At 45.4% G+C, this 26,913-nt stretch carries 21 protein-coding genes; 4 read left to right on the forward strand and 17 right to left on the reverse strand.

Annotated elements, in window-relative coordinates; translation table 11 throughout:
- Positions 1-13 precede the first annotated feature (13 nt).
- The 5 genes from HPL003_RS03335 to HPL003_RS03355 form a co-directional block, all read right to left on the reverse strand.
- A complete protein-coding gene (locus HPL003_RS03335) occupies positions 14-934 on the reverse strand; it encodes a carbohydrate ABC transporter permease (protein WP_014278235.1) in 921 nt (306 codons plus the stop codon).
- Between the two features lie 23 nt (positions 935-957).
- Positions 958-1,887 (reverse strand): ABC transporter permease, encoded by a 930-nt coding sequence (locus tag HPL003_RS03340; protein ID WP_014278236.1) that lies wholly within the window; start codon positions 1,885-1,887, stop codon positions 958-960.
- Between the two features lie 112 nt (positions 1,888-1,999).
- A complete protein-coding gene (locus HPL003_RS03345; protein ID WP_014278237.1) occupies positions 2,000-3,478 on the reverse strand; it encodes an ABC transporter substrate-binding protein in 1,479 nt (492 codons plus the stop codon).
- A gap of 153 nt (positions 3,479-3,631) precedes the next feature.
- A complete protein-coding gene (locus tag HPL003_RS03350) occupies positions 3,632-5,155 on the reverse strand; it encodes a response regulator transcription factor (protein WP_014278238.1) in 1,524 nt (507 codons plus the stop codon).
- Positions 5,148-6,992 carry a sensor histidine kinase gene (locus HPL003_RS03355; protein WP_014278239.1) on the reverse strand — a complete coding sequence of 615 codons (1,845 nt, stop codon included), beginning with the start codon at positions 6,990-6,992 and terminating at the stop codon, positions 5,148-5,150. The genes HPL003_RS03350 and HPL003_RS03355 overlap by 8 nt, the downstream gene beginning before the upstream one ends.
- 190 nt (positions 6,993-7,182) lie before the next feature.
- Here HPL003_RS03355 and HPL003_RS03360 point away from each other — a divergent pair, with 190 nt between their 5' ends.
- Positions 7,183-9,930 carry an endo-beta-N-acetylglucosaminidase gene (locus HPL003_RS03360; protein ID WP_014278240.1) on the forward strand — a complete coding sequence of 916 codons (2,748 nt, stop codon included), beginning with the start codon at positions 7,183-7,185 and terminating at the stop codon, positions 9,928-9,930.
- Positions 9,931-10,043: 113 nt separating this feature from the next.
- Here the strand turns inward: HPL003_RS03360 and HPL003_RS03365 are convergent, their stop codons facing one another.
- Entirely contained in the window at positions 10,044-10,631 is a 588-nt protein-coding gene (locus HPL003_RS03365; RefSeq protein ID WP_014278241.1) for a LysE family transporter, read from the reverse strand.
- Positions 10,632-10,743: 112 nt separating this feature from the next.
- Here HPL003_RS03365 and HPL003_RS03370 point away from each other — a divergent pair, with 112 nt between their 5' ends.
- Positions 10,744-11,298: a helix-turn-helix domain-containing protein gene (locus tag HPL003_RS03370; protein ID WP_014278242.1), complete on the forward strand. Its 555-nt coding sequence runs from the start codon at positions 10,744-10,746 to the stop codon at positions 11,296-11,298.
- A 177-nt stretch (positions 11,299-11,475) separates the two neighbouring features.
- On the forward strand, positions 11,476-12,702 hold the full coding sequence (locus HPL003_RS03375) for a sugar efflux transporter (protein WP_014278243.1): 1,227 nt from the start codon (positions 11,476-11,478) through the stop codon (positions 12,700-12,702).
- Between the two features lie 22 nt (positions 12,703-12,724).
- Here the strand turns inward: HPL003_RS03375 and HPL003_RS03380 are convergent, their stop codons facing one another.
- The gene (locus HPL003_RS03380) at positions 12,725-16,081 is read right to left on the reverse strand and encodes a pectinesterase family protein (protein ID WP_014278244.1); all 3,357 of its coding nucleotides are present in this window, start codon (positions 16,079-16,081) and stop codon (positions 12,725-12,727) included.
- 227 nt (positions 16,082-16,308) lie between these two features.
- Between HPL003_RS03380 and HPL003_RS03385 the strand changes: the two genes are divergently transcribed.
- On the forward strand, positions 16,309-17,148 hold the full coding sequence (locus HPL003_RS03385) for a helix-turn-helix transcriptional regulator (protein WP_014278245.1): 840 nt from the start codon (positions 16,309-16,311) through the stop codon (positions 17,146-17,148).
- Between the two features lie 227 nt (positions 17,149-17,375).
- Here HPL003_RS03385 and HPL003_RS03390 read toward each other — a convergent pair whose 3' ends face one another.
- From HPL003_RS03390 to HPL003_RS03435, 10 genes are all read right to left on the reverse strand, one after another.
- Complete coding sequence (locus HPL003_RS03390; protein ID WP_014278246.1) at positions 17,376-18,413, reverse strand: threonine aldolase family protein; 1,038 nt, start codon at positions 18,411-18,413, stop codon at positions 17,376-17,378.
- On the reverse strand, positions 18,400-18,828 hold the full coding sequence (locus HPL003_RS03395) for a MarR family winged helix-turn-helix transcriptional regulator (RefSeq protein ID WP_014278247.1): 429 nt from the start codon (positions 18,826-18,828) through the stop codon (positions 18,400-18,402). Before HPL003_RS03395 ends, HPL003_RS03390 begins: the two co-directional genes overlap by 14 nt.
- A 243-nt stretch (positions 18,829-19,071) precedes the next feature.
- Entirely contained in the window at positions 19,072-19,491 is a 420-nt protein-coding gene (gene arsC, locus HPL003_RS03400) for an arsenate reductase (thioredoxin) (protein WP_014278248.1), read from the reverse strand.
- Between the two features lie 25 nt (positions 19,492-19,516).
- Positions 19,517-20,806 carry an arsenical efflux pump membrane protein ArsB gene (locus tag HPL003_RS03405; RefSeq protein ID WP_014278249.1) on the reverse strand — a complete coding sequence of 430 codons (1,290 nt, stop codon included), beginning with the start codon at positions 20,804-20,806 and terminating at the stop codon, positions 19,517-19,519.
- 150 nt (positions 20,807-20,956) lie between these two features.
- Positions 20,957-21,307, reverse strand: a complete 351-nt coding sequence (locus HPL003_RS03410; RefSeq protein WP_014278250.1) for an ArsR/SmtB family transcription factor — start codon at positions 21,305-21,307, stop codon at positions 20,957-20,959.
- Between the two features lie 128 nt (positions 21,308-21,435).
- On the reverse strand, positions 21,436-21,903 hold the full coding sequence (locus HPL003_RS03415) for a hypothetical protein (protein ID WP_014278251.1): 468 nt from the start codon (positions 21,901-21,903) through the stop codon (positions 21,436-21,438).
- Positions 21,896-23,920, reverse strand: coding sequence for a S9 family peptidase (locus tag HPL003_RS03420; protein WP_014278252.1), 2,025 nt, complete (start codon positions 23,918-23,920; stop codon positions 21,896-21,898). The genes HPL003_RS03415 and HPL003_RS03420 overlap by 8 nt, the downstream gene beginning before the upstream one ends.
- Before the next feature lie 55 nt (positions 23,921-23,975).
- Positions 23,976-24,980, reverse strand: coding sequence for an ABC transporter ATP-binding protein (locus HPL003_RS03425; RefSeq protein ID WP_014278253.1), 1,005 nt, complete (start codon positions 24,978-24,980; stop codon positions 23,976-23,978).
- Entirely contained in the window at positions 24,977-25,954 is a 978-nt protein-coding gene (locus HPL003_RS03430) for an ABC transporter ATP-binding protein (protein ID WP_014278254.1), read from the reverse strand. Before HPL003_RS03430 ends, HPL003_RS03425 begins: the two co-directional genes overlap by 4 nt.
- Before the next feature lie 23 nt (positions 25,955-25,977).
- On the reverse strand, positions 25,978-26,910 hold the full coding sequence (locus HPL003_RS03435) for an ABC transporter permease (RefSeq protein WP_014278255.1): 933 nt from the start codon (positions 26,908-26,910) through the stop codon (positions 25,978-25,980).
- Positions 26,911-26,913: the final 3 nt, after the last annotated feature.

A 26,913-nucleotide genomic window follows, 5' to 3' on the forward strand; every position in this document is an offset into this window, starting at 1 on the left:
CTCTCCTTTCCTGCTATTCCTTCACAGCCCCAACCGTAAGCCCCTGCACGAAGTAACGCTGGAAGAAGGGATAAGCGAATATAATAGGCAGCGTCGCCAGCACCACCATCGCCATCCGCGAAGTATCCTGCGGGATAGATTGAAGCGCGGCCAGACTCATAGAGCTGTTTTGCGAATTTTGCTGAATGAACTGAATACTGGATTCAATCCGCATCAGCATGGACTGAAGTGGTACCAGATTGGGATTGTCAATATACAGCAGGGCATTAAACCAGTCGTTCCAGTAACCGAGCGTGCTGAATAAGCCAATGGTCGCAAGTCCGGGCAGAGAGAGCGGAAGCACGATTTTTAAAAAGGTGTAAAACTCGCCTGCTCCGTCTATTTTGGCTGATTCAACGATGGCATCTGGCACGCTGGTGCTATAAAACGTGCGTAGGATCATAATATAAAAGGCATTCATAGCCAGCGGCAAAATCAAAGCCCAAATCGTATCCTTAAGCCCGAGCAATTGGGAAACGACCATATAGGTCGGGATCATTCCGCCATTAAAGAGCATGGTTAAAATCGCAAAAATGGAAAAAAATCTCCGGTAACGGAAGCTCTTTCGTGAAATGGCGTACGCATATAACGAAATGAGAATGAGACTGATCACCGTACCGATGACCGTTACAGCAATCGTCACCCCATAGGAGCGCAGTAACGTATCACTGGTACGAAAAATGAAGCGGTAGGCCTCCAGACTCCATTGAGCCGGGAGCAACCGATATCCGTCCCGCGCCAGCGTTTTCTCATCGGTTAAGGAAATAATGACGACGAACAAAAAGGGAAATACGCATAGGAACGCGAATACCCCTGCTATCACATTCAGAACAGCATTCCAGCCCCGTGAAATATGATGGAAATCCCGTTTTTTTCTTTCCTTTTCAGAAGCCACAGTCCACACCCCTCTCCTCTTTTTTAGAACAAAGCGCTGTCTTTATCTATTTTTCGCACAACATAATTGGATAAGATGACCAGAACAAAGCCAACCACTGACTGATACAAACCTGCGGCTGTGCTCATCCCGATTTCCCCCGTTGTTTTTAGCCCACGGTATACATAGGTGTCGATGACATTCGTTACCGAATACAAAGTGCCCGAATCTCTCGGAACCTGATAGAATAAACCAAAATCCGCATAAAAAATCCGTCCGACTGCAAGCAGCGTCATAATGATAATGATCGGCGAGAGCAGAGGGAGCGTCACATTACGAATTTGCTGCCACTTGCTGGCTCCATCTATCATGGCTGCTTCATACAAGGATTTGTCGATCCCCAAAATCGAAGCCAGATAAACGACGCTGTTATAGCCGATCGCCTTCCATAGACTGACCAGAATCAAGATATACGGCCAATAAGCGGCCTCTGAATACCACTGAATCGGCTCGATGCCAAACCCTGCGAGAATTTGATTCAGCATCCCCCGATCCATGCTCAGAAAGCTGAAAGCAAAGTAGCCCACAATGACCCATGACAGGAAATATGGGAGAAACATGCCTGTCTGGTACAGCTTCGCCAATCGTTTATTAATCAGCTCGGAGAGCAGAATAGCCATAGCTACCGAAAACACAAGTCCAAGAATAATAAAGACTAGGTTATACAAAAGGGTATTTCGCGTGATGACATAGGCATCATTGTTATTGAACAGAAACTTGAAGTTATCCCAGCCCACCCACTTGCTCGTGTAAATACTGGCCCAGAATCCTTCCCTGTTAAAACGATATTGCTTGAAAGCAGTCACTGTACCGACAAGCGGCAGATACGAAAAGAAGAAGAACCAGATAGCGCCGGGCAGCACCATGAACAGCATAACTTTGTTTTTAATCACATTTCTGAAAAATGCGGCCAATAGGTTTCCCCTCCCAATCTGTAATGAGAAAAGCAGCTAAAATAGCTATTGGAAAAAGACCGGGCGTAACTTACACCCGCCCGATCTTTCTTATATTTCACGACCTAAAGTATTATTTGCTGTTTTGTGCCTTCCAGGCATCAAGCTGGGATTGCGCTTCCGCCATCACCTTATCCAGGCCAGCCTGCTTGAATTTCTCAATCACTTTCGGGAGATTCGTTTCCGGGTCCAGCGTGCCTGTCATCAGCGAAGCCCAAAATTGCTCTTTGACATTCTGAATCGCTGCCATCTCCGTAGATACTTTACTGCTGTCAAAGTTGAAGCTCAGGATTGGAGAGTTTTTTCCTTCCGAGTTGAACTTCTTTAATTGCTCCCATTTGTCAGCCGGATCATTCGGATTCAGATATAGCAGCATATTGTTGCCGAGTGAGTACGAAGGCATGTCGTAGTTTTTGGAATCAGCCAGATTTTCGATGTACTGGCCGTCTGTTTTTTTGTAATGCACTCCTTCAATACCGGAATCAACCATGTTACGTAATACCGGATCTGTATTCAGCAGGTTCAGGAACTGCATCGCCTTTTCAGGGTTTGCCGAGTTAGCCGAAATCGCCATAATGGAGCCCTGTACAGACGTATTGGTCACAATCGGGTCACTGGCAGGTGTCGATATCACCGGGTATCCGTAGCTTGCAGACCATAGATTATCGGCTAGCGGTTGAGTTTGCGCACGATCCAGAAGCCAATTTCCGGACGTTGTTAAATCATTGGTCGAGCCTGTAGTTGCCGCTTCCGGTGATACGTATCCGGCCTTGTAGTACTTATGCATCGTCGTTAGCGCCTGCTTCATTTCGGCCGTTTCCAAGATGTTTACGATCTTATAATCCGTGGTATCCAGTTTGACAGCCATCGGCAGGTTTTGAATGATGTAGTCATATGGAACATAGGGAACATAGTTTTTGTCCATGCCGAACGCCGTTACGCCGGGTTCGTTTTCTTTAATCGTTTTGAGCAGAGGCTCCAGACTATCCAGCGAGCGAACCTTTGAAAGGTCCAGCTTGTATTGGGTCAGCAATTTTTTATTGAACCGCCATACCTCTTGCTGCGGAAGCTCCTTGTTGGCAGGAATGCCATAATGATGCCCATCCACCTTGGAGCCTTCCAGAAACGCAGGATCAATCGTCTTTTTAAGATCCTGACCGTACTTGTCAAGCAAGTCGTCCAGCTCCATGAATGCGCCCTTTCTAGCATTTTGTACATAATCAAAGCCACCGGAAGCCGTAAATACAATATCCATTGGCTCTCCCGAAGCCACATTCACCTGCATTTTTTGCGGGTAGTCGCCCCAATCGACCATTTTCATTTTGATCGTGGCGTTTATTTTCTTTTGGGTGTACTTGCTAACCTCTTCCATCACCCGATCTACATCTTTTTGAGGTGTACCAATGGTATACCAGATCAGCTCTACCGGCTTTTCCGCTCCCTCATTTGTCGTTTCCCCGCCACCGCTGCTTCCTCCACAAGCACTAAGAATAAGCGTCAATACCATACACATCACCAGAACAAACGAGTAGCTTATTTTGCTTTTACCCATCTATGATCCTCCCTTATGAAATGGACTTTGACCCTGTCGTTTCATTCATTTCTGTTTAACTACGTTAACCTTAACTAATGAAAGCACTTTCAAAAAGAAGATAAACTTAATAAACCAAGGTACAAATTAAAGAAATCCATGTACACCTGGTATTTATCCCAATCCCTTATAGTCTGTCGGGGAAATACCCACATATTTCCTGAACTGCTTATAAAAATATCCCGTTTCCCAATATCCTACGTTCCGCGCAATTTCATGTACCTTGAGATTCGTGTTTTTAAGCTGCTCCTTGGCCTTATTAATTCGGTACTGATTGATATATTCAGCAAAGGTTTCACCCGTTTCCTTATGAAACAACTGACCGAGATAAACGGGATGAAGATGGTACTGGAATCCTAATACTTTTAATGATAGCTCCTTGGCATAATGAACATGGATATAGGACAGCACCTGACTTACGATGGGGTTTTTCATATCTTGCAGCAATGAATTCACCGTCTCTGCCGCCACATCCTGAAGCGCACTCACCAGCTCTGCCAATGTGGTACAGCACTTTATCTGGTGAAGCCCCTGCTGAAACCGTTCCGACTCATTGGAATGCTTGATGCTCTCCAGCTCCATCTTGAACCGGATCACCAGCTCCAGCGCCACATTCCGCAGTTCATCCGGGGTAACACTTTCAAGATGCTGGATTTGCTCAAAATCACTCTGAATCCGTGCGGTAAGCGCATCCAGGTCTCTTGCTATAATTAGCTTCGCATAATCCTTCCAGTCGATGGAACAAGTCTCGCCAGCGTTGCCCTCGCCCTCTTCCAGCATCATATAGTCAATAATCCGGCGGTCACTATATATCATGAAATATTCCAGTGATTTTTTAGCTTCATTGTAGCTGTGTGGAGCAGCAGCAAGCGAACCGGCGCTGCCTATCCCGATATAAACCGTTTCTTCCCCGCTCGTTGACCACTGAACAGAAAAATCCTCCAACAGCGTCATCAAGTCCTGTCTGCCCTCATCGTGATTCGAGAGTGCAGCAATGATTACACTATCCGCATCAACATCGCGAAACAATGTTAAATCGGGCTGGTGTTGAATGTACTGCCTTAACCGTTTATGCATTCCTGCCGAATCCCTCTCGGTCCGCAACACGGCTACCCCCATGAAGGGGATATTTAACGAAAAACCTATCAATTCGGCACGTTCCTGAAATTCTGTAGGCGCAATCTGCCCTGTCAGCCAACGGTACAACGTATTTTCCTTGAGAACCTGTACCCCGAATGTCTCATATCGTTGATCCAATCGGGACCTGTCCAGCTTCTCCGTTGTATTGTATAAAGTGGACTCCAGTTCCTCCACATTAATCGGCTTCAGAAGATAATTTTCGATGCCGAGCTTCATGCCTTCCTTCAAGTAATCAAATTCATTAAATCCGCTCAAAATAATCACCTTCAAGTCAGCATGCAGCTTTCTCGCCTCATGAATCAGACTGAGACCATTCATCGTTGGCATGGAGATGTCCGTAATCAGTACGTCCACGGGTCTGGAGGCCAGCGCTTCCATCGCCAAGTATCCATTTTCCGCATGTCCGACAATTTCTAGTCCAAAAGAGGTCCAATCCACAATATCGTATAGTCCCTCAATGATAAAAGGCTCATCGTCGACAATAAATACTTTATACATATATGGCATCCATCCCTTCCCTGTTGGGGCATCGTACCCGAATCGTCGTTCCCTCACCAATGAGGCTCTCCAGTTCAATCCCGTAATCGGCTCCGTATAAAAATCGAAGTCGGGTGTGCACACTGCGTAGTCCAAACATTTGTCCGTTTTCTTCCGAACGCTCCAGTTCCGCTAGAATCTCTTTCAAACGCTCCCCTTCAATGCCCTTTCCATTGTCGCGGATCTCAACCAGCAGAACCTCCCCCACTTCCCGCACATCAATGGTCAGCACATTATCATTCCGGTCGCTTTGGATACCATGAACGATATAATTCTCAATGATCGGTTGAAGCATCAGCTTCATGACAGAACGGGGATACAGCTCGGGGTCGACCGTAATTGTGTAATCGAACCTTTCCTTGTAGCGTATTCTGAACAACTCAAGATATAATCTGCAAGCCTCCAATTCATCTTTAAGCGTGTATATTTTTTTCTGCTGAACCAGGCTTTTGAACAACACCGATAAGCTGTAAATCATTTCTCCTACATCCTTGGCTCCCTGGGAAATCGCCCGCATGCGGATCACTTCAAGCGTATTATACAAAAAATGGGGATGAATACGTGCCTGTAAGGCCACAAGCTCCGTTTGCTTCTGCTTGATCTCTGCTTTATACACCCGTTCGATATATAGATTAAGTTCGTCCAGCATATCGTTGAAGCTTCGAGAAATTTGTCCCAGCTCATCCTCTTGGGGGTCTTGGATGCGAGCTGTAAGGTCGCCATTTTTCACCTGACGAGTGAATTTAATAATCCGATTCGTTCGTTTTGCAAAATTAATGACGAAGAAGGCAGGGAACAGCACAGCAAACAGAATACAAACGACACTGATTGTCAAAATCGTATTACGGATACCCCGGTACGATTCCGCCATTTCCTCATTAGGGACTGCCCCAATCACGACATACCCTTCGTCTGGAGAAATCAGCTTGTTAATGTACATATTTTGCTTCGCCTGAATGATCCCAACATCGGAGTCCACATCGTCATATAACGATCGGGTCACTTCGACATAAGGGTACGTTTTTCCGTAATAGTTATTTCTTGAATCGAACAGAACCGTTCCATGGGTGGACAGAACGATAATTTCTCCCTTCAGATTGTTCCCGTAGCTGGTAAGTGCATTGGAAATATTTTTAGAATTTAGAAACACCAGAAGCTGACCCGTATTTTTGAGTGTTTGCTTATTGTTAATGGGGACTTGTAACGAATATAACGAGGGGCTCCACTGATCGACCGCCTTCCGAATCCAGTAATTCGGAGCAGAGACGCTTTTGCTTTCGGCAGCCATCACATCCGGTACAAAGGAACGCGCCACATGCACCGGAAATTGTTTGAATTGCTTGTTCTCATTGAAAGTGGACAAATATTGCTGGTCGGCACTGTACAGAATCAAATTGCTGATATCTCTATTTTCATCCAGCCAATTTTTAAAATAGGTGAGTACATCTGTTGAATAATCATGACTCTCCATGTACATTTCGTCCATGCGGTGCTGTACATATTCGGAATACGCGTGATCCATAAAAAAGGAAACATTCATCGAGAGCGCCTCATTCCGGTACATGTCTCGCACCATGTTCTGGACGGATTCATGCCGGAGATGGATATAGCGATCAACGCTTTCCATCGCTGCTTTCTGGGTATCCAGTTCCCGTCGAACAATAGATTGCGAAATGGATACATACGTGACATATGCAATCGTAATAATCGACAAAATGGCAATACAGGAGAACAACAGTAGTATCCTCAGGAACATGTTATTTTTAAAATAAGCTATGTATCTCTTGCCCCTTTTCATGCTATAAACCCTCCAGAATCGTTCATGCGTAAATAAAGTATACCATGTCCTCCGCAGGTAATAAGTAAGCGCATTCATAAAAAGCATGATTTTCTTTAATTTAAACGTCATATCTTTAATTTAGCCTCTATTTAAAAACAATCTTATTGATTATCTTTAGGGGGATAAATACTCGTTAGGGGGATGAGCTATGAAACGCAACAAGGTGCACAAGTTCGCTTTAAAATGGACTGCTCTGGTTTTGACTTCCGTTCTGTTAAGCCAAACACTCTCTCCATCCGTTTATGCAGGCGATACCCTCCCGTATGAAGGAGAAAGCGCCAAAGGGCCGAATCAGCCTTATCAGCATGGGTACGCCAGCTCACATATTTTGGACTGGACTCCTACCCAAGATGTCTATGGAGATATGCTTCGCGCCCGTGTCCCATTGCAACAACGAAACAGCTCCTTTGCAGCCACTCAGGCTCACCCTGCTTTAATCCCTGACACGCAAATGTTTACACTCAGCGGCGATTATGGAAACGCTTTTTTCGATAGCTATCCCTATACCAATAAATTCAGTCAATATTTGTTCAATTACTGGCAATATACCGACTATTACGGCTACTGGCATGGCATGCCTACCGCCCATGTACCCGAAGAGCTGTACGATCCCCAAAAGGATTGGACGGAAAAATGGTTCGAGTTCGGCATTCTGAACATTCCAAATCCGGGCTATACGAATGCGGCGCATAAGAACGGCGTTCTCTCCATCGCCTGTATTTTTTTCTCGGATAATGACCGTGGACCGCAAACGTATAAGCAAATGCTCGTGCAGGATGCTCAGGGTGGATTTCCGGTAGCCAAAAAATTGATCGAAATGGCGAAATATTATGGCTATGACGGCTACTTCATCAACCAGGAGGAAGCTTCAAAAGGCGTAGCTACGGAGGACATCCCCCGTTACAAACAGTTTATGAAATACTTGCGGGATCAGGGCATGTATGTGCAATGGTACGACTCCACCGTAAACGAAACTGGTAAAATTGCTTATCAAAATGAGTTTAATGCCGTGAACAGCCCGTTTGTCAAAGACAAGCAATACGGACAGGTGTCCGATTCTATTTTTCTGAATTATTGGTGGGACAAAGCGAAGCTGAAAAGCTCCCGCGACCATGCCAAGCAATTGGGTCTGGACCCTCTTAAGACCGTTTTTACTGGTATTGAGGGCGGGAACGGTGACTTTGGCAGATGGAAGCAAAAATACGATCTTCGTCTGAATATCGGTGATAACGGGCAGCCGATGAACAGTATCGCAACGTTGGGAGCAGATTTCACACATAATGCGCTGGATGAAGAGTTTGGCGGACAGGACACCAATCGCAGAGCTGACAATGCCTATCAATGGATGACCTTTATCCGCGACCGTGTCTGGTGGTCCGGTCCGAACCAGAATCCCGTCCATTCACAAAGAAACGCAAGTGCAGATTTGTCTGATGTAAAAGCTTCGGGCGCTAACTGGGACGGTATCGCGGCATATATCGCTGAACGTTCTGTCATCCGTGGTTCCCATTTTAACACCAGCTTCAATACTGGACATGGCTTGCAGTATGTGGTGAACGGAGTTGTTTCCAATCCGAAGGAATGGTCCAACATCAATATTCAAGATATCCCGGTGACTTGGCAATGGTGGCTCGATACCCAAGGTAAACCGCTCTCGGTTGACTACGACTATGGCCCGAATTATACCAAAGGGAACCGGTTTACCTATCAGCCTGTGGGCGCTTATCAGGGCGGCAGCTCCCTCGTCGTTAACGGAGAGCTGGATTCGGATAACTTTTTACGCCTGTATAAAACGGATCTGTCGGTAAACAAGAATTCAAACTTGTCCATCACGTACAACAAGCCTTCCTCTGATGACAGCTCGGTTCTGAGTATCGGACTGATCTTTAAGGATACCCCCGATAAAGTCGTAAAAGTCAGCGTCCCCAACTCTGGTAAACAAACCACAGGCTGGGTTAACCGTAGTATAGACTTGAGCGCCTATCAGGGAAAAACGATTGCAGCTTTCGGTTTATCTTTTGATAACGCGAATAAAACAATCAAAAACTATCAGATGAATATCGGCCAAATCAAGATAACTGACGGTTCTGTCCTGAAACCAGCCGCACCGACTGGATTCAAAATTACCAAGGCACTGACCGATACGAACGAAATGATCGTAGCCTGGGACCTTGAGGATTACTCCAAAGTTAAACAATACAATCTGTATGAGAACGGCTCCTATATCGGGGGAATTTATGACTCAACCTATTATATTAAGTCTCTTAATCATAAATCCGGTGAATTAACGCTCACCGCAATCGGGGCAGATGGAACGGAAAGCGACCCGGCTCGATTAGATTATGATCTGAATGCCGCTGTCAGTCACATTGATGTGGAAACCAAAGAAAACGGTCAGGCTACGATAAAGTGGAAACATTCCTCTGAAGCCGACGGAACGGTCAAATTAACCTTGGCTACCGAGTATACGGACACCGTACTCCATAAAACCATTACTGCGGACAGCGGGACTGAAACGGCTACGTTTACCGATCTGCCCACAAACGGTGATAGCTACACACTACGTATCGCCATTGGCAATCATACACCTGTAGCATACACCGGGCATTTCGCAGACACGACTATAGAGCCTTACGCAAAAGAGAATGTAACGGTCACCGGATCAACGTATACGCTTACTCTACCAACCTTGAAGGATTGGCATTATTTATATGTATACGAAAACGATGTACCCAAGCAATTTGGCGTGACTTATGTGTCGAAAAAGTTTCCTTACATTGTACGGGGAAGAACAAAGTTAAGTGAATTAACCTTTACCCCCACTTCCCGCACCAGCTCGCTAAAGATCGTGATTGAAGATTATGCCGGCAATAAGGCTACAACATATGTAAGATAACTTTGTGCAGGAATATGGCCTTTCGTCATCGCTTCATCTGCTGTCCGCAAAAATACAAAACAGTCCTAATGAAGATTTCCTTCAATGGGACTGTTTGTGTTACTTGCATGGAGTCAAATATCTACAAGAATCGAAACTGCACTATACACTAATAACAAAGCCATTATTATATTAAACTGACTTCTATACTTAGATAAAATCTTTTGAAAAACGGAGCCAAACACACTCCAACAGAGTGTACTCATAAAACCAACAAAAGCTAGAAATAACGAAAACAACATTAAGCTGAAATTTGAATTGTGATAAGGAAGAATGAAGGTTGATATAGCAGTGATACCATATAAAATCCCTTTCGGATTTATGAACTGCAAAAGCATCCCAGTTAGAAAACTGTTATTCTTGTCCCCATCATTGTCTTGATCATTATTTTTACTCGTAATTATTTTTATCGCCAGATATAACATATAGGCTGCACCTAAGATCGTCATCGCAAATTGAATCTTGGGAATGAAATTTTCAAGTAAAAGATTAAAATAACTACACAATATCATGATCACAAAGAAGCCTGCGCCTACTCCTAAACAGAATTGAATTGTCTTTTTGAACCCGAATTTATTAGCAAAGAGCATGGCCATAATGTTATTGGGGCCTGGAGTAAAACTGGTAACAAAAACATATAACAAAAACGATAATAAAGGCATATGGGAACCCCCTCTTCGGCGTATGCTATAATGTCCGAGAAGAACAATATAACGTTTTACGTTTTATTGTACAATATAGACGTTATATTGTACATGAGTATAGGAGGTATTTATGGAGACCATCAATCTTATCATTGCCAAAAACTTAAAAGCCTTTAGAGAACATAAGAAATTAAGTCTTGAAAGGTTTGCAGAACTCACTGGAGTAAGCAAAACGATGATAGGTCAAATTGAAAGAGGCGAATCCAGCCCTACGATTACAACGATTTGGAAAATAGCGAATGGATTAAAAATTTCTTTTTCTTCATTAATAAATAATCCGCAGCCAGATGCAAAAGTGGTTTTAGGCAGTGAAATTCAAATATTAACTGAAGACAACGGAAAATTTCGAGTCTATCCCCACTTCCCCTTCGAAGATGATAGACGCTTTGAGGTTTATTCAATTGAGATAGATCCCAACGGCTTCCTAAGTGCTGATTCTCACGGAGAGGGAACTGAGGAGTTCTTAACTGTTTTTGGTGGAGAATTAACTGTTCGTGTAAATGACCTTGAATATACAGTAAGAAGTGGTGATTCAATCCGATTCAAAGCTGACAGACCCCATACCTATCATAACTCAGGTGAAACATTAACTCGGTTAAGTATGGTCATATACTATCCAATTTAAAAAGCTCCGTTCTATAAGAACGGGGCTTTGCTTCTCGGTTTTTGCAACTTCAGACCAGTGTTCCCGTATCGCTTTGGAACAAGTATAATGAACATACTGATATATATACCAAATGCTGTTAACGCAAACGAATGGTTTATTTTTTTGTGTCTAAATCTGAAGGAGTGTAAAAATAGTATGATAATGCGTATTAAAAATCTTTTTGTTATCCCTAACTACCCGCTATTCATGACCTGTATGTTATTGCAAGGTATGGCGATATCGATAAGCGCACCTTTTTTGGCTGTATATTTCACAACTACACTTGGTGTATCGGTTGGAACCTTTGGAGTTTTTACAGCTGTGACTTTGATTTGTGGTATATGGATAAGCTCTCTTATTGCCAAACGTTCTGATACTGGATTGGATCGTAAACAAATTTTGGTTATTTGTATGTTATTTAATGCGATAGCATTTGCAGGATATCTTGTAATTCAAAATTTTTATGTGCTTTTTGTATATATGACTGTCTTCACAGCAGTGGGAGCACCTGGAATGCCGCAGTTATTTGCTAGTGCACGTGAAGCGGTAGATCGCAGTAAATCTGCGGATCATGCCTTTGCCAACTCAACACTTCGTTCTATGTTTTCTCTTGGCTTTATTACCGGGCCGCTCTTTGGTTCCTTCTTGATTGCACATACGGGTTTTCAAGGTATTTTTGTCAGTACGACCTCTATTTTTGTACTCATTGCCGTTCTTCTATTCTTTTTTATCAAACAACCTCCTGTTCAGCTTAAAAATAAGGATCAACATTTACTTCATCACATTACATTACATAAAAATATTGAGATTCTGATCCCCTTTTCAGTTCTTACTCTGCTCTATACGTCTCACTGGATGAATAATCTAAATATTTCCTTGTTCATCATTCACAATTTAAAAGGTGACACGAGTGACGTAGCTCTAGTATCCAGTATTTGCGCGATTTTAGAAATACCCTTGATGCTCATGCTGGGCGTATTTGCCGCTAAATATTCCAACCGCCTGCTTGTATTTGTGGGTTCTTTAACAGGAGTTGCCTATTATCTCCTCGTCCTTATGTCTACGGAGATGTGGCAGCTATTCGTGGGGCAGCTTCTTCTTGCCTTCTTTGTGGCAGTGATTTCAGCCATTGGCATCAGCTATATGCAAGATTTACTGCCAGCCCTCCCTGGATACGCATCGACGCTGTATTCCAATGCGACAACCATCGGAAGACTGGTAGGCAGCTTAGCAGGTGGATTAATCGCTCAATGGATTGGCTACCGGAACTCCTATTGGGTATGTTTGTTCTTGATCCTCTGCTCCATCAGCCTTCTAGCGATATCCAAGAGATTAGATATTGCAAAAACAGTTGCTTTAAAACAAAAGGAACACAGTCTATAGAACGTACTGTCCTATTATTTTTCTATTGTGGATTCCATTGATCTGTCCCGCCCAGAACGGCTTTAACGGTGTATTGACTGGCTTCGTTAGCAGTAAGCTGCTTGGCCCAAGGTACACGTCCGGCACTCGCAGCGCCTGGTCCATCATTATCAAACTCTGCGAATCTTGCAGTTTGCTCATTGGATACCTTGCCCCAATTGTTCCAGCCGCCCGGCTTGATATGGTTATCCATGTAAGATTTTAGATAAGCAACATGGGCATAAGGGCGCCATGGCCGTCCAAGATCTACCTTGCCTGTCAACCCATTTTCGGCTGTCAGACGGCATTGAATAAATACAAAACCCGGCTTGTTCTCCTCTGTTGAAGCTGCTGTCACATATCCGGCACGCAAGCTGTGTATAACTGAATTTTCAAATACGGCAGGTGAATTGCCAAAAATAAAATCGACGCTGCCGCTGATATAGCTGTCCTTAAAATACTGTCTTCCACGGTTCACAAGCAATGTATCCTGTAATCCTGTAATTTTGACATTGCGATACTGTCCACGATCACCTTCCGCATATAACGCCACGGCCTGCACCTGCCCGGTCCCTTCTGTATTTGCAACCGTCACATTCTCCAGTATAAAATCTGGACTTTGCACACGCATCGTATAGCTGTTGCTTGTTCCTAATTCTTTTCCGTCCACCACGGTTTTGGCCGTATCATCAAAAGAAATGATCGTTTTGTCCCGGTCTTCTCCGATTATGCTCAGATTTTTTTTGGAGGAGTTCACTTTTATTTTTTCACGATAGATGCCGTTTTTGAGGCGAATAACTGTCCTGGTGCTGCTATTGTCAGGGACTGCGTCAATAGCTGCCTGGAGAGACGTAATGCTGGCAGGACCATAGGTCGCTACAACAACGCTATTCACCTGCGGGGCAGCAGCATCCTGCACTGCTGGAGCGGAAGCGGCTGCTGTTTCTGCCAGCTTGCGGATCGTAACATTGCTGAATTCCGACGTATTGTAATTCCATACATCGTTTTGTTGTTTGGATGCATCGGTAGCTAGCCCAAACAATAGCGGTTGATTATCCGGCAAATCCATAACCGTTTCACCAACCTTCTCCCAGTTCGTCAGACCATCTACGGATACCCATCCGGTTAGCTTTTGCCCTTGTCGTACAAGACGGATTGAATATGGCGTTGTAATAAACGTCTCCATGGACGCACGTTGTGTATTGCCATCCGTTTGATTACGACTGATAAGAGTACCCTGTTTACCATATTTAACAAATGCTAAAGCCATATAAGCCATTTTCGATCCCGGCTTCAGCGATTCACGAATCATGACACCCGCTTCGGCATGATCATCGGTAGGTGTAATCTGCTCCACACGGGCAATAATTTCACCGTCTCCCTCCAATTTCTGATAAGCATAATGGAAAAAGTCAGCCTTACCGTCAATGTCTCCCGCCGACTTCAGCCGTATGCTGCTGCCGTTCTCGTCATCCTTTAATACTTGAGTATGCCCTTTGATATAACCGCTGAGGCCCTCAAAGCCAATGTCTTCACTCAGCCAGCTTCCCGATGGTGCAGTCGTGTTGACATGAATGGCAACAGGATTGGAAAATGCAGCAGTCCCCTTGCGGTCGGTCACCCGTGCGACAATATAATGAGTGCCGTCTGTCACATGGTTCCAATCGAGACGATAAGGCGCACTATTGACCTTCCCGGCAAGTACACCGTCAATGATAAATTCAACGTATGCAATACCATCTTTGTCCTTGGCCGTTGCTGCTAATCTGGCATTACCGCCTGCCTCCAAAATATCGTTATGCTTCAATGAACGACCGCTTTCGTCAGACACCTGAATGACGGCCTCCGGATTATCTACCTCATTTCCATCGGACAGCTTCTTAATTAGATCATTTAGATAGACCTCCAGATTCGTGTAGCCTTTGGCAAAATGAGCATACACCTCTGTGCCGGCAAGCTCCTGACCATTACGGTCGTTTGCATTATAAGGGTCCAGCCCGTTGGCACGTTCCCACTCATCCGGCATTCCATCGTGATCGCTGTCGGAAAGCTCTGTCGTAGTTACGTTATCATCATCGTAAATCCACCCTGCTTCACGCGGGGAATTAATAAACGCACCCGTTCCATTCTTCACATCATTCATAATGCGCGCGTCTACCGCGTCTCTTCTTGGCAGCGTGGCTCCCGAGCTAGCAAGCACCTCAGTATACGCGGTCTGTGCATCTGTTGCTTGGTATGGACCATACGCATCCGGTGAAATTCCGTTGTCGTATTCCCCTCTGACTTCAATCGGCTCCGCCAGGCGGGTGGAAGGGTCTATAATCGACCCAATGGATGTTCCAAGCTGCCAGTTGTCTTTAGTAACCGATTCATTGCCGTACATATAGTTGCCACCAATAAACATGCGTGTTTTATACTTTTTAGTACCCACATCCACAAAAATTTGACTGCGAACATCCTGATATGTGTTGGGACCGTACTTGTAATAGTTATTCTGTACGTTATACGATCCTTCACCGCCGCCGTATGAAGAGAAAAATCCCCAGTTATAAATTACATTATTAGCCATTTCCACCGCGTCGATTTCTTTTTTATCCGTTGGAAAACGCGGGTTACGGCTTGCATTGTGAGCCAACAAATTATGGTGATAGGTGGCGTTCCGTCCGCCCCAAATGCCGCCGTAGCCATGGCGTCCCTTTTGATGTGTAGTCATAAGCATACTCTCAGAGGCAATGGACCACTGTACGGTCGTATTTACGTTGTCATAGAGGCTCAGCACTTCATCCACCGACCAGCTAAAGGAACAGTGATCAATCATAATGTTTTTATGGTATCTGGCTCCTAACGCGTCATCCTCACTGGGGTAACGGTCAGTCAATCGGAAACGCAGGTAACGAAGAATAACATTATCCGCATCAATTCCGGTTGTGTAATCGCTTACAGTAATTCCGTCGCCAGGGGCTGTCTGACCAGCAATCGTCAGGTTACTCCCCTTGATTTCGAGCGGCTCCTTAAGATGAATAGTTCCGCCAACCCGGAAAACTACCGTCCGGTTATCCGAACTGACCGCTGCACGAAGCGAGCCGGGTATAGCCTGCTCTCCTTTGCCGTAGTCCGCCAGTGTCGTAACCTCGTATACTTCTCCTCCGCGCCCACCGGTAACATATTTACCGCCACCCTCAGCACCCGGGAACGCCGGAATATCCGTCGCCACTTTTGCCACCTTTGCCATCTCCGTCCCAACCACCGCCTGACTCCCCGCACCAGCCTCCGCTTGGATCAGTGGCGGACATAAAGTCAACAGCAATGAACCCACAACCACATTACATAATACCTTTTTCCATGTACGCTGCTTGTTCAAATCTATTTCCTCCCGTCAAATTTTCTTTCTCACCAGCCAGCAGTATTTTTCACCTCCCTTCCTTGGCGAACAAACGAATCAACTTTCTTGTTGTAATAAACTGTTCACATTTCTACTCGCAACTGCTTGGTTCATCCATCTTTTCTGCTTTTACCGTTGGCAGGTGTCATATATACTGTTGATATATGAATGCGCTTACTTATCTTAACTTGTAAAGGAAGAAGCACATGACGGAAACGAACGACGGCAAATATGTCATTGGGGAACAGCAATTCTCCATTCATCACATCTACCGTACCGGATTCACAGTTATGCCAAAACCTCATGTCCACGATAGCTACGAGCTGTACTATTTGCTGCGGGGCGAACGCATCTACTTTATGAACGGTAAAGTATACATCGCCCGCAAGGGTGATCTAATATTTATCCTCCCTCATGATTTGCACTCTACCGCCAGTTCACAATTGGAGGAAACGGAGCGCATTTTGATTCATTTTTCACCGACGTTCCTCCCACAACAGGATCATGACATTCTTAGCCTGCCGCCGTATCAGCAATCTGCACTGCTGCGCCTACCGGTTAGAGAGCAGATCGAAGTTGAACGTCTGTTCCTGCAAATGAATACCGAATGCCGAAATCAGCAGCCCCTGCATGACCGTTGCGTACAGCATTTACTGCTGGAATTGCTCATTCTGGTGCACCGATCGGAAGCGGTCGAACGTAGTGAGCCTGTTTCCCCTCATCCGATGCATCAGAAAATAACGGAAATTTCCTCTTTTATTCAGGACCATTACCATGAACCATTAACCCTTGAACAGGTGGCTGCCTACTACTTCATTAGTCCAGCTTACCTAAGCCGCATCTTTCCAAAATTGACTGGCTTTCATTTCAGCGAATATATCCGCGTGGTGAGGGTCAGGGCAGCCCAAACGAGACTACGAACCACCAAAGACAAAATTCAGCATATTGCAGAGGATGTTGGATTCGGCCATGCTTCCCATTTTAATAAAATCTTCAAAAAAATAACCGGGCTCTCCCCTCTTCAGTACCGCAAGCAGATTCGTTAGATATTCAGTGTAAAGAATCAGAAGTAAATTTTATACATCTCCTCTTGTCTTGTTTTTCCATTTTTATATCCGCTTGCTCTTTCATGGAACTGAAGACCCATTGCTTTGGATGAAGTAAAATACACAACAAAAAACCATACTTCGCTGCAATACATGCAATGAAGTATGGCCTATTACATAGTCATTCTACATCTTTAAGATTCTATAAACTGATTTTCCCATTAAATTTACTGCAATGCTTTGATATCCTGAATCAGCATTTCAACATTGTCTTTCTTCGTAGCCCAACTGGTACAAAATCGAACGGCACTATGTGTAGCATCAACTTTTTCCCAAAAGGAAAAAGTATATTTTTCGCTCAATGCAGTTAATATACGATCTGGCAAAATCGGGAACTGCTGATTGGTTGTAGAATGATATAGAAATTGAACTCCTTGTTTCGTTAACGAAGTTTGAAGCAACATAGCCATGTCTATGGCGTGCTTGGAAATTTCATAGTATAAACCATCTTCAAATAAAGTTTCAAACTGAATGCCCAACATGCGTCCCTTCGCCAGCAGCCCTCCTTTTTGCTTGATCATGTATCGAAAATCTTTTTTCAAAGCATCATTTATAATGACTACTGCTTCTCCCATCAGCGCTCCAATTTTTGTACCGCCGATATAAAATACATCACACAGCTTGGCTATATCTGCTAAAGACGCATCGTTGTCCACTGCAACTAGGCCATACCCTAAGCGAGCACCGTCGATAAACAAGGGTAAGCCACATGCCCGGCAGATTTGACTTAACGCTTCCAGCTCGGATTTAGTATAGAGCGTACCATTCTCGGTAGGCTGAGAAATATAAACCATACCAGGCTGTACCATATGCTCAAAAGTGGCATCATTCCAGTGAGCGTCATACAGCTCCTTTACCTGTTCGGCCCGGATTTTCCCATCCTCACTAGGCAAAGTAAGTACTTTATGTCCAGTAGCCTCAATCGCTCCGGTTTCATGTACGGCGATATGTCCAGAAATTGCAGCAATGGCGCCTTGATGCGGACGCAAAATAGAAGAGATCACCGTTGTATTCGTCTGTGTACCTCCAACTAAAAAGTGTACATCTGCATTTTCGGAGTCACATGCCTTTTTAATGTAAGCTCTGGCATTTTCACAGTGCTCGTCCACACCATAGCCTGGGGTTTGTTCATCATTAGTCTCCAATAGTCGCTTTAATATGCGCTCATGGGCACCTTCGGTATAGTCGCATTCAAATCGAATCATTTTGTATTCTCTCCAATTTCTCCAGTTTGTTCTGAATGAACACCATAGAAGTATGTAATTCTTTAATCTCTTCCTCGGATAGACCTTGAACTAATTTTATGACTTGTTCGTCAGATCTTTCATTCAGTTGGTGATAGAACGCTCTTCCTTTAGGCGTCAAACGAATCAGATTTGTTCTATTATCCAACGTAGAATTTTCCTTAACAAGAAAGCCCTCTTTGCAAAGTTTGGCAATGATTCTACTCATATAACTGCGATCAATTTTAAGAGAATCGACTAACGTATTAGCTATACATGGCTCAACTATACCGATCTCTACAATGACCCGTGCCTCGGTAAAAGAATACCCGCTATCCAGCACATGTCTATCTAATAATCCAAGTATATTGGTATAAAACCGATTGAAACGCCTCATATCTGCGATGATCTCAGCATCTATATTGATTTATAACTCCCCCTATTTAGTGGACTTTTGCAACAATTATATTAATGATTTTTGTGGACTCTGTCAACGAAATATGATGCGATTCAATTTATCAATTAGCCATAAAATAAAAACAGTCCCGATCAAAAATGCTCATCAGGACTGTTTAGATGCAACTTTAAAATAGCGTTTTTAAAGAAATAAGCCGGGATCGCCCCCCGGCTGAACGTTCTATTATTCTCCGGTTTCCGCAAAATGTTTAATGCGTTCTCCCACCTGATCACGAACTTGCTGGAAAACGGCCCATTTCTCTTCTTCTGTTCCTACTGCTTTGGCCGGATCATCAAATCCCCAATGCTCACGGCGAACTTGTCGAGGTGTGACGGGACATTTATCAGCCGCATCCCCGCATAAGGTCACAACCAAATCGGCGCTGTTCAGCAAGACCGGATCAATAATATCCGAAGTTTGGCCTGAAATATCGATCCCTGCTTCATTCATCGCCTGCACCGCTTTAGGATTAAGGCCGTGGGCTTCAATGCCTGCACTGTACACGTCCCAACCGTCTCCCAAGTATTTCTTGGCCCAGCCTTCTGCCATTTGACTCCGGCAAGAATTACCGGTGCACAAAAAGTAAATTGTCTTTTTCCCCATGATAAACGTCTCCTTTAATGTTCAATTATGAAATGACCAGCCACAGATACAGGCCTAAAAGAGTAATAAAAAGTGTAGGAATCGTTAAAATAATGCCTGTTTTAAAATAAGCTCCCCAAGAAATTTTCACGCCTTTAGAGCCAAGCACATGCAGCCATAATAATGTCGCCAATGAACCAATCGGGGTTATTTTCGGCCCCAAATCCGATCCAATCACATTGGCATAAATCAGCGCCTCTTTGATCATGCCGGTGGTATGCGTGGCATCAATGGCAAGCGCATTAATCATGACCGTAGGCATGTTATTCATCACTGACGAGATGACTGCCGCGATAAAGCCCATACCAACGGTGGCCACAAACATGCCTTGATCAGCAGCCGCTTGAATCACATGAGCCAGCAGATCTGTCAAACCTGCATTACGCAGGCCATACACCACAACATACATCCCGATGGAGAAAAATACGATGGTCCATGGAGCGCCTTTAAGAACTTCTTTTATCGGTACCACAGTGCTTCTTCTCGCCATCAGCAAGAAAAATACGGCAATCACGCCAGCTACCACAGAAACAGGAATGTTAAAAAATTCGCACACAAAGTAGCCAACCAACAGCACCGCGAGAACAAACCAGGACATGCGGAACATTTTTGGGTCTTTAATCGCTTCTGCAGGCGTTATTAACTGTGAAGCATCAAATTCTTTCGGAATCCTTTTGCGGAAAAAGAGATACAGTACCACGATACTAGCCGCTAAGGAAAATAAATTAGGCACAATCATGCGACTCGCATATTCCATAAACGTGATCCCAAAGAAATCGGCTGATACAATATTCACCAAATTGCTGACCACAAGCGGAAGCGAGGTTGTGTCTGCAATAAATCCACTCGCTATGATGAACGGGAAAACCACTTTCTCCTCAAATTTCAATGCTCGCACCATCGCGAGTACAATGGGTGTCAGAATTAAGGCTGCACCGTCATTCGCAAAAAAGGCAGCAACAACGGCACCCAGAATGGTCACATAAACAAACATCCGTGCTCCGCTTCCCCGCGCAGCCCATACTATGTGAAGTGCTGCCCATTCGAAGAAGCCGATTTTATCGAGCACCAACGAAATCAGAATAATGGTCACAAAAGCCAGGGTCGCATTCCAAACAATTTGAGTAACTTCCCAAACGTCATGCAAATCGACGACACCCACCAGCAGGGCAAGTATAGCTCCTCCGCAGGCTGACCAGCCAATAGACAGATTTTTGGGCTGCCAGATCACCAATACTAAAGTCGCTAAGAATATAATGCATGCCAGTAAAACCAATGTACAGAACCTCCATATACCAAGATATCCTTCGTTCTCCATCTGCTCTTTCTACGAATCAATCTCCTGTTTAACCACCATTTCCACATCATCATATAAGCATATTCTTATATTGAACAGCACTTACCCCATAGGAGATAAGCAGGACCTTTAGGAGGAGCAGATTGGAGAGCCAGGTCCACAAGATACGACGGGTTCTTCTTTGTTCAGCCATTTTAAAATATGCTTTGAATCTGGCATACACTCAAGAACGGCTTGAATATGCGGCTTGTCGTTTACGTTTAAGGAATAGTATACCCATTGACTTCGTCTTTCTTCTTTTACAATTCCTTGCGACTTTAATTTTCTTAAATGTTGACTGATGCCCGGCTGCGAAATATCGAAGATATCCACAAACTCACAAACACACCATTCTCGTTCTTTTAGCAGGGAGAGCATGGCCAGCCGGGTTTTATCCCCCAATAGCTTTAAGTGATCGGCTACATAACCAAGTTGATCCAATGTGTAACCCCCTTTACTGACATAACTATATGCTTATATACTAATTGAGCTCAACTTTAAAATCAATAATGACTATAAAAAAGCAAGACCCCGTCAAAGAGTCTTGCTATCTTTTTCTAATCTACTCCTTAAAAATCCTCTTCATTTCGATATAAAAGCTTAATACTTACGGTCCTCTGCACGCTGCCTACTTCTTCATTGTCCTCCTCAATCACCTGCCACTGTCTGCCAATCAGCCCTTGCAAGGTATCCATTTCGATAGGATCAAGGTGCAGATTCTTCAACATGATTCCATCCTGCTCATAATCCCGATCTATGGTTCGATCAAAACGAAAATGAAGCAGCCTTTTCAGCCCATTGATGTGTAAAAACTTAAATTCATAACCGCTGCGGATCGCTTCTTCCCACTCGTCCCCTATGTCTTCTGCCGTTTGACAGCGTTCTTTGAAGTCCATTGTTTTTTCTTTAACCTTATCGAGTAAAGGAGAGAAATCCCGTTTTTTGATACACTCAATGATGACGTCTTTCGGTTCACCACTTGTACGCAAGTTCTCGATCAGAAAGGCCACTGGCATCGACAATTGCACTTTACTCATCAGAGTCAGCTCCTTTACTCAAGTAGGAATTAAACCAGGACACCACCTGTTCAAAGTTATCTACACGAAGGGAAGGTTTACCGCTCTTCAGCAAAGAATGATTGGACCCGGGATAGCGAATGAGACGTGTTGTTTTACCCAGCCGCTTCAGGGCTGTATATAACTCATCCCCTTGTCCAACCGGGCAGCGCAGGTCTTCCTCGCCGTGTAAAATCAGCAGCGGCGTTTCGATGTTATTTACATGTGCCAGTGGAGACTTGGACCAGAGCAGCTCAGGATCTTCCCACGGATTAGCCCCGACGATTCCCTCTGTGTAGGAAATACCGATATCGCTCAAACCGTAGAAGGATAGCCAGTTGGAGATGCAACGCTGCGTAACGGCGGCGCGGAATCGGTTCGTGTGAGAAATGATCCAGTTGGTCATTAAGCCTCCATAGCTGCCGCCAGCCACGCCGAGTCGGGTTTCGTCTATATAATCAAACTGTTTTAGCGCAAAATCAAGGGCATCCAGCACATCGCGATAATCTCCTCCTCCAAAGTCCCCCCGACAGGCGCGTGCAAAATCCTGACCATAGCCGAAGCTGCCGCGTGGATTGGTCATCAGCACGGCATACCCTTGTGCAAGGAGCGTCTGCATCTCATGGCTATACGTGCTGGTATACATCGCGTGGGGGCCACCGTGAATTTGTAAAATCAGAGGGGCCTGTTCTTTAGGGCTGAGTCCAGATGGTTTGAAGATCCACCCCTGTACCTTGAAGCCATCCGAAGCCTCAAACCAAAATGCCTCCGGTACACTCACCTGCAAGGATGCCAGGTAATCATCGTTATAGTACGTGAGCCGTTTTTCTTCGCCTGTTTCCAGGTTCATTTGATACAGCTCTCCAGGCCCATTCACATCAAGTGCTGCAAAAACCAGATAGCGACCATCAGCAGATAGCGTGTACTGATAGACGTCTCTATCGCTTCCTTCTGTCACCGCCTGAACACTTCCATCCACTGTGAATCGATATATGTGGACAGCACCCTGCACCGTCCCAAGCACATACATTTCTGGCTTCAACCTCACAGGAGCATATACCGGAGATGGAGACGGACCAAAGGATTTCATGTCACTTAGGGCAAAGTTGCCAATTTGCATATCCAATTCAGGAAACAATAGCTGTGGGACTCCCCCCGTCACAGGCACGGTATACAGACGATTCTGGCTACCGCTGCCATAGATGCGATCGCTCGCGATTAGAGTCAAGGATTTGCCATCCGGTGCATACGAAAATTGGCTGATCGCCAAGCTGGAATCCGTAACCTTCACCAGATTACTGCCGTCGCAATCGACCGTATACACATCCGAAAACGCAATCAGGTCTGCATCCAGCTTGTCGTCTTCTACGCGTTTGGACAAAAATGAAATCCGCTTGCTGTCCATGGACCATACAGGGTAAGAAGCATTCCAAGGTCCCGAGGTTATTCGGGTTACCCGGCCGTTTTCAAGCTCCAGGACAAATAAATGACTGAATAGCCCATTCCACCAGCCCGATCCTTCAGCTTTGGGAGTGGTGCGATCCACGATGCGCCCCCGCTCACCAGACTGCTTGCTGTATTCCTCAAGTTCCATGGCTTCCCGCTCGGCGTTCATACTAACCATGCTTGTGAATACAATATACTTCCCGTCCGGCGACCAGACGAATGCACCCACCCCACGCTTCACCTTGGTCAGTCGCTGTCCCTCTCCACCATCAGCCGGAACCATCCATAGCTGCTTGCTTCCATTCGCCACACGTAAAAAGGCAAGCTGTGATCCATCAGGTGACCAGGCAGGAGCTGAGTCCTTATTGCCATCGGTCAACGGCTTATCATCGGCCCCAAGAAGCGATACGACACGGATGTGCGTATGGTAGTCATTTTTTGAACGATCTATGCTTTTGTTGACGTAGGCAATCGTTCCATCAGGGCTTATTGCCAGATCACTGATCCACTGATATCCGTATAAATCCTCCGGTACAATTGATCGTTTATTCATGAGTAGCCTCCTTTTCCGTTACATCATACTGCTAAACACACTGGCAAAGATTTATCTATTCGTGAGCCATCTGCTTATGCAAGGGAAAATGGCAGGCCACAATATGCCCTGGAGTATGCTCTTCGAGCAATGGTCCCTGTTGGCGGCATATTTCTTGTGCGTATGGGCAACGCGTGTGAAAAGTACAGCCTGAGGGCGGATTGGCAGGATTGGGGATTTCACCTGTCAACGTTATTCGCTCTTTACGCAGCCTCGGATCTGGGACGGGTACTGCATCAAGCAATGCTTTGGTATACGGATGCTGTGGCTGTGCAAACAACTCATCACGATCTGCAAGCTCCACGATTTTGCCCAAGTACATCACTGCGATGCGATCGCTAATATGCTTTACGGAGGGCAGACCGTGAGCGATGAAAATGTAGGTAAGTTGGAACTGCTGCTGAAGCTCTTTTAACAAATTCAAAATCTGAGCCTGAATCGACACATCCAGCGCGGATACAGGTTCATCGCAAACAATGAGCTTTGGTTTCATGGCAAGCGCCCTGGCTATACCGATCCGCTGCCGCTGCCCACCACTGAATTCATGAGGATGCCGATCCGCTAGATGAGCGCCTAGTCCTACCGTCTGCAACAGTCGGAAAACTTCAGCTTTAAGCTCTTTCCCTTTAGCAATCCCATGTACTTGCAGTGGTTCGGCGACGATATCAAAGACCTTCATTCTCGGATTCAAAGAAGAGTACGGATCTTGAAATACAAACTGTAAATCTCGTCTCACTTTGCGGACTTCTTCATCCGTTAAATCAGACAGGCTTTGCCCTTGAAAACGAATTTCGCCTGCTGTGGGCTCCAGCAGTTGTGTAATCATTTGTCCCGTTGTCGATTTGCCGCAACCCGATTCACCTACAATACCTAATGTTTCACCAGGCATCACCTTAAAACTCAAACCATCAACCGCCCGTACATAACCGCTTTTTTGGGAAAAACAGCCCTTTTTCATAGGATAATATTTTTTAAGCCCATTCACTTCGAGAAGCGGTGTTCCCTGTGCTGTCTCACTCATACTGACACCTCCTCCATCCGCAAACATCTGACATAGTGTCCTTGATCCTTGGCCTGTATTTCAGGATGAATCTGGGTGCACTGTTCCTGGGCATAAGGACAGCGGGGATGAAATGGACAGCCGCTCGGCATCTGCATCATATTAGGAACGGTACCGGGAATGGAATCCAGCCATTCTCTCTGTTCCGTAAGCTTAGGGAGTGATCCTAGCAGACCAATCGTATAAGGATGACCCGGCTTTTCAAACAAATCAAATACGTCCGCTTCCTCGACCACTTCCCCGGCATACATCACGACTACCCGGTCCGCCATTTCCGCGACGACACCTAAATCGTGGGTAATGAGAATGATGCCTGTGTTCTCTTCCTTGCTTAGCTTGTGGATTAAATTCAAAATTTGAGCCTGAATCGTAACGTCCAGTGCCGTCGTCGGTTCATCAGCAATCAGCAGTTTAGGCTGACAGGCCAAGGCCATGGCGATCATCACCCGCTGACGCATTCCTCCAGACAGCTGATGCGGAAAGTAACTTACCACTTTCGACGCACCAGGTATGCCTACCCGTTCTAGCATCTCGATACTTTTCTGCCGTGCCTCCGGTTTGCTCAGCTTCTGGTGCTGCCGGATGACCTCACTGATTTGGTTACCAATCGTAAATACCGGATTCAGCGAACTCATCGGCTCCTGAAAAATCATGGATACCTCGTTCCCCCGATATTTTCGCATTTCCCCCTTGGACAGTTTGAGTAAGTTTCGGCCTTCAAGCAGAATCTCCCCGCCCACGACTTTACCCGGCGCAGCCACTAAACCCATAATAGACAAGGAGGTTACACTTTTACCGGAACCGGACTCTCCAACAATAGCTACCGTTTCACCTGGATTCACAGTGAAGCTGACACCGTTGACCGAAGGAACGATGCCATCCTCTGTTTTAAAGTAGGTTTTCAAATGGTTCACTTCAAGCAACTTCGTGGTCATCTTTTCCGATCCCCCGCTTTCTGTTATTCTTTTGCCTTCATATGGGGATCTAACACGTCGCGAAGCCAGTCACCGAGGAAAATGACGCCCAGGACCGTGATGGTAATCGCCAGACCGGGAAACGTTGCCACCCACCAACTCGTGGCTACATACTGTCTCCCATCGCTCAGCATGCCACCCCAGGACACGGCCGGTGGTGTGATCCCTAATCCGAGAAAACTAAGCGAAGCTTCCATAATAATCGTTGTCGCCACACTCATACCGGAAATTACAATGAACGAAGACAAGACGTTGGGTAAAATGTGCTTCAACAGAATCCTGCTATTTTTTGAGCCAATCGCCTTAGCTGCTTTAACGAAGTCCCGTTCCTTGATACTCAATACCTCGCCCCGGACCACCCTTGTATAAGAAACCCAATTCGTAACGCCAATAACAAAAATAAGCGTAGTCATTCCAGGACCCACCACGGCCAAGACGACCAGCATCAGCAGAATAGCCGGAATAGCCAAAAAGGCATCGGCAACTCTCATAATGATGGCATCCACCCATTTACCATAAAAACCGGCGAGGAGTCCGAGAATCGCGCCAATCGTCCCTGAGACCAGAACTGCACCGACACCGACGATAAGCGAAACTCTCGCTCCGTATACGATACGACTCCACATATCCCGTCCCAGGTTGTCTGTACCCAGCCAATGCTCCGGCAATCCACCAGCCAGCCACATCGGCGGCTTCAGACGATTAAGCGGGTCAATATCCGCAGGATTGTGACTGGCCAGCAGAGGGGCACATAGTGCCGTTAAGCATACGAGCAGTATGATTACTGCACCGACCGTTCCGGTTTTACTTCGTAACAGTTGCTTCCATACGCGCCTGATACTGGACGGTTGTGCTTGCTTTTTTCCATCCAAGTCTAGGTCTGGACCAAGAGCTTGTACATCATGAATGCCTGCCACACT

The organism is Paenibacillus terrae HPL-003 (assembly GCF_000235585.1).
Lineage (GTDB): Bacteria > Bacillota > Bacilli > Paenibacillales > Paenibacillaceae > Paenibacillus > Paenibacillus terrae_B.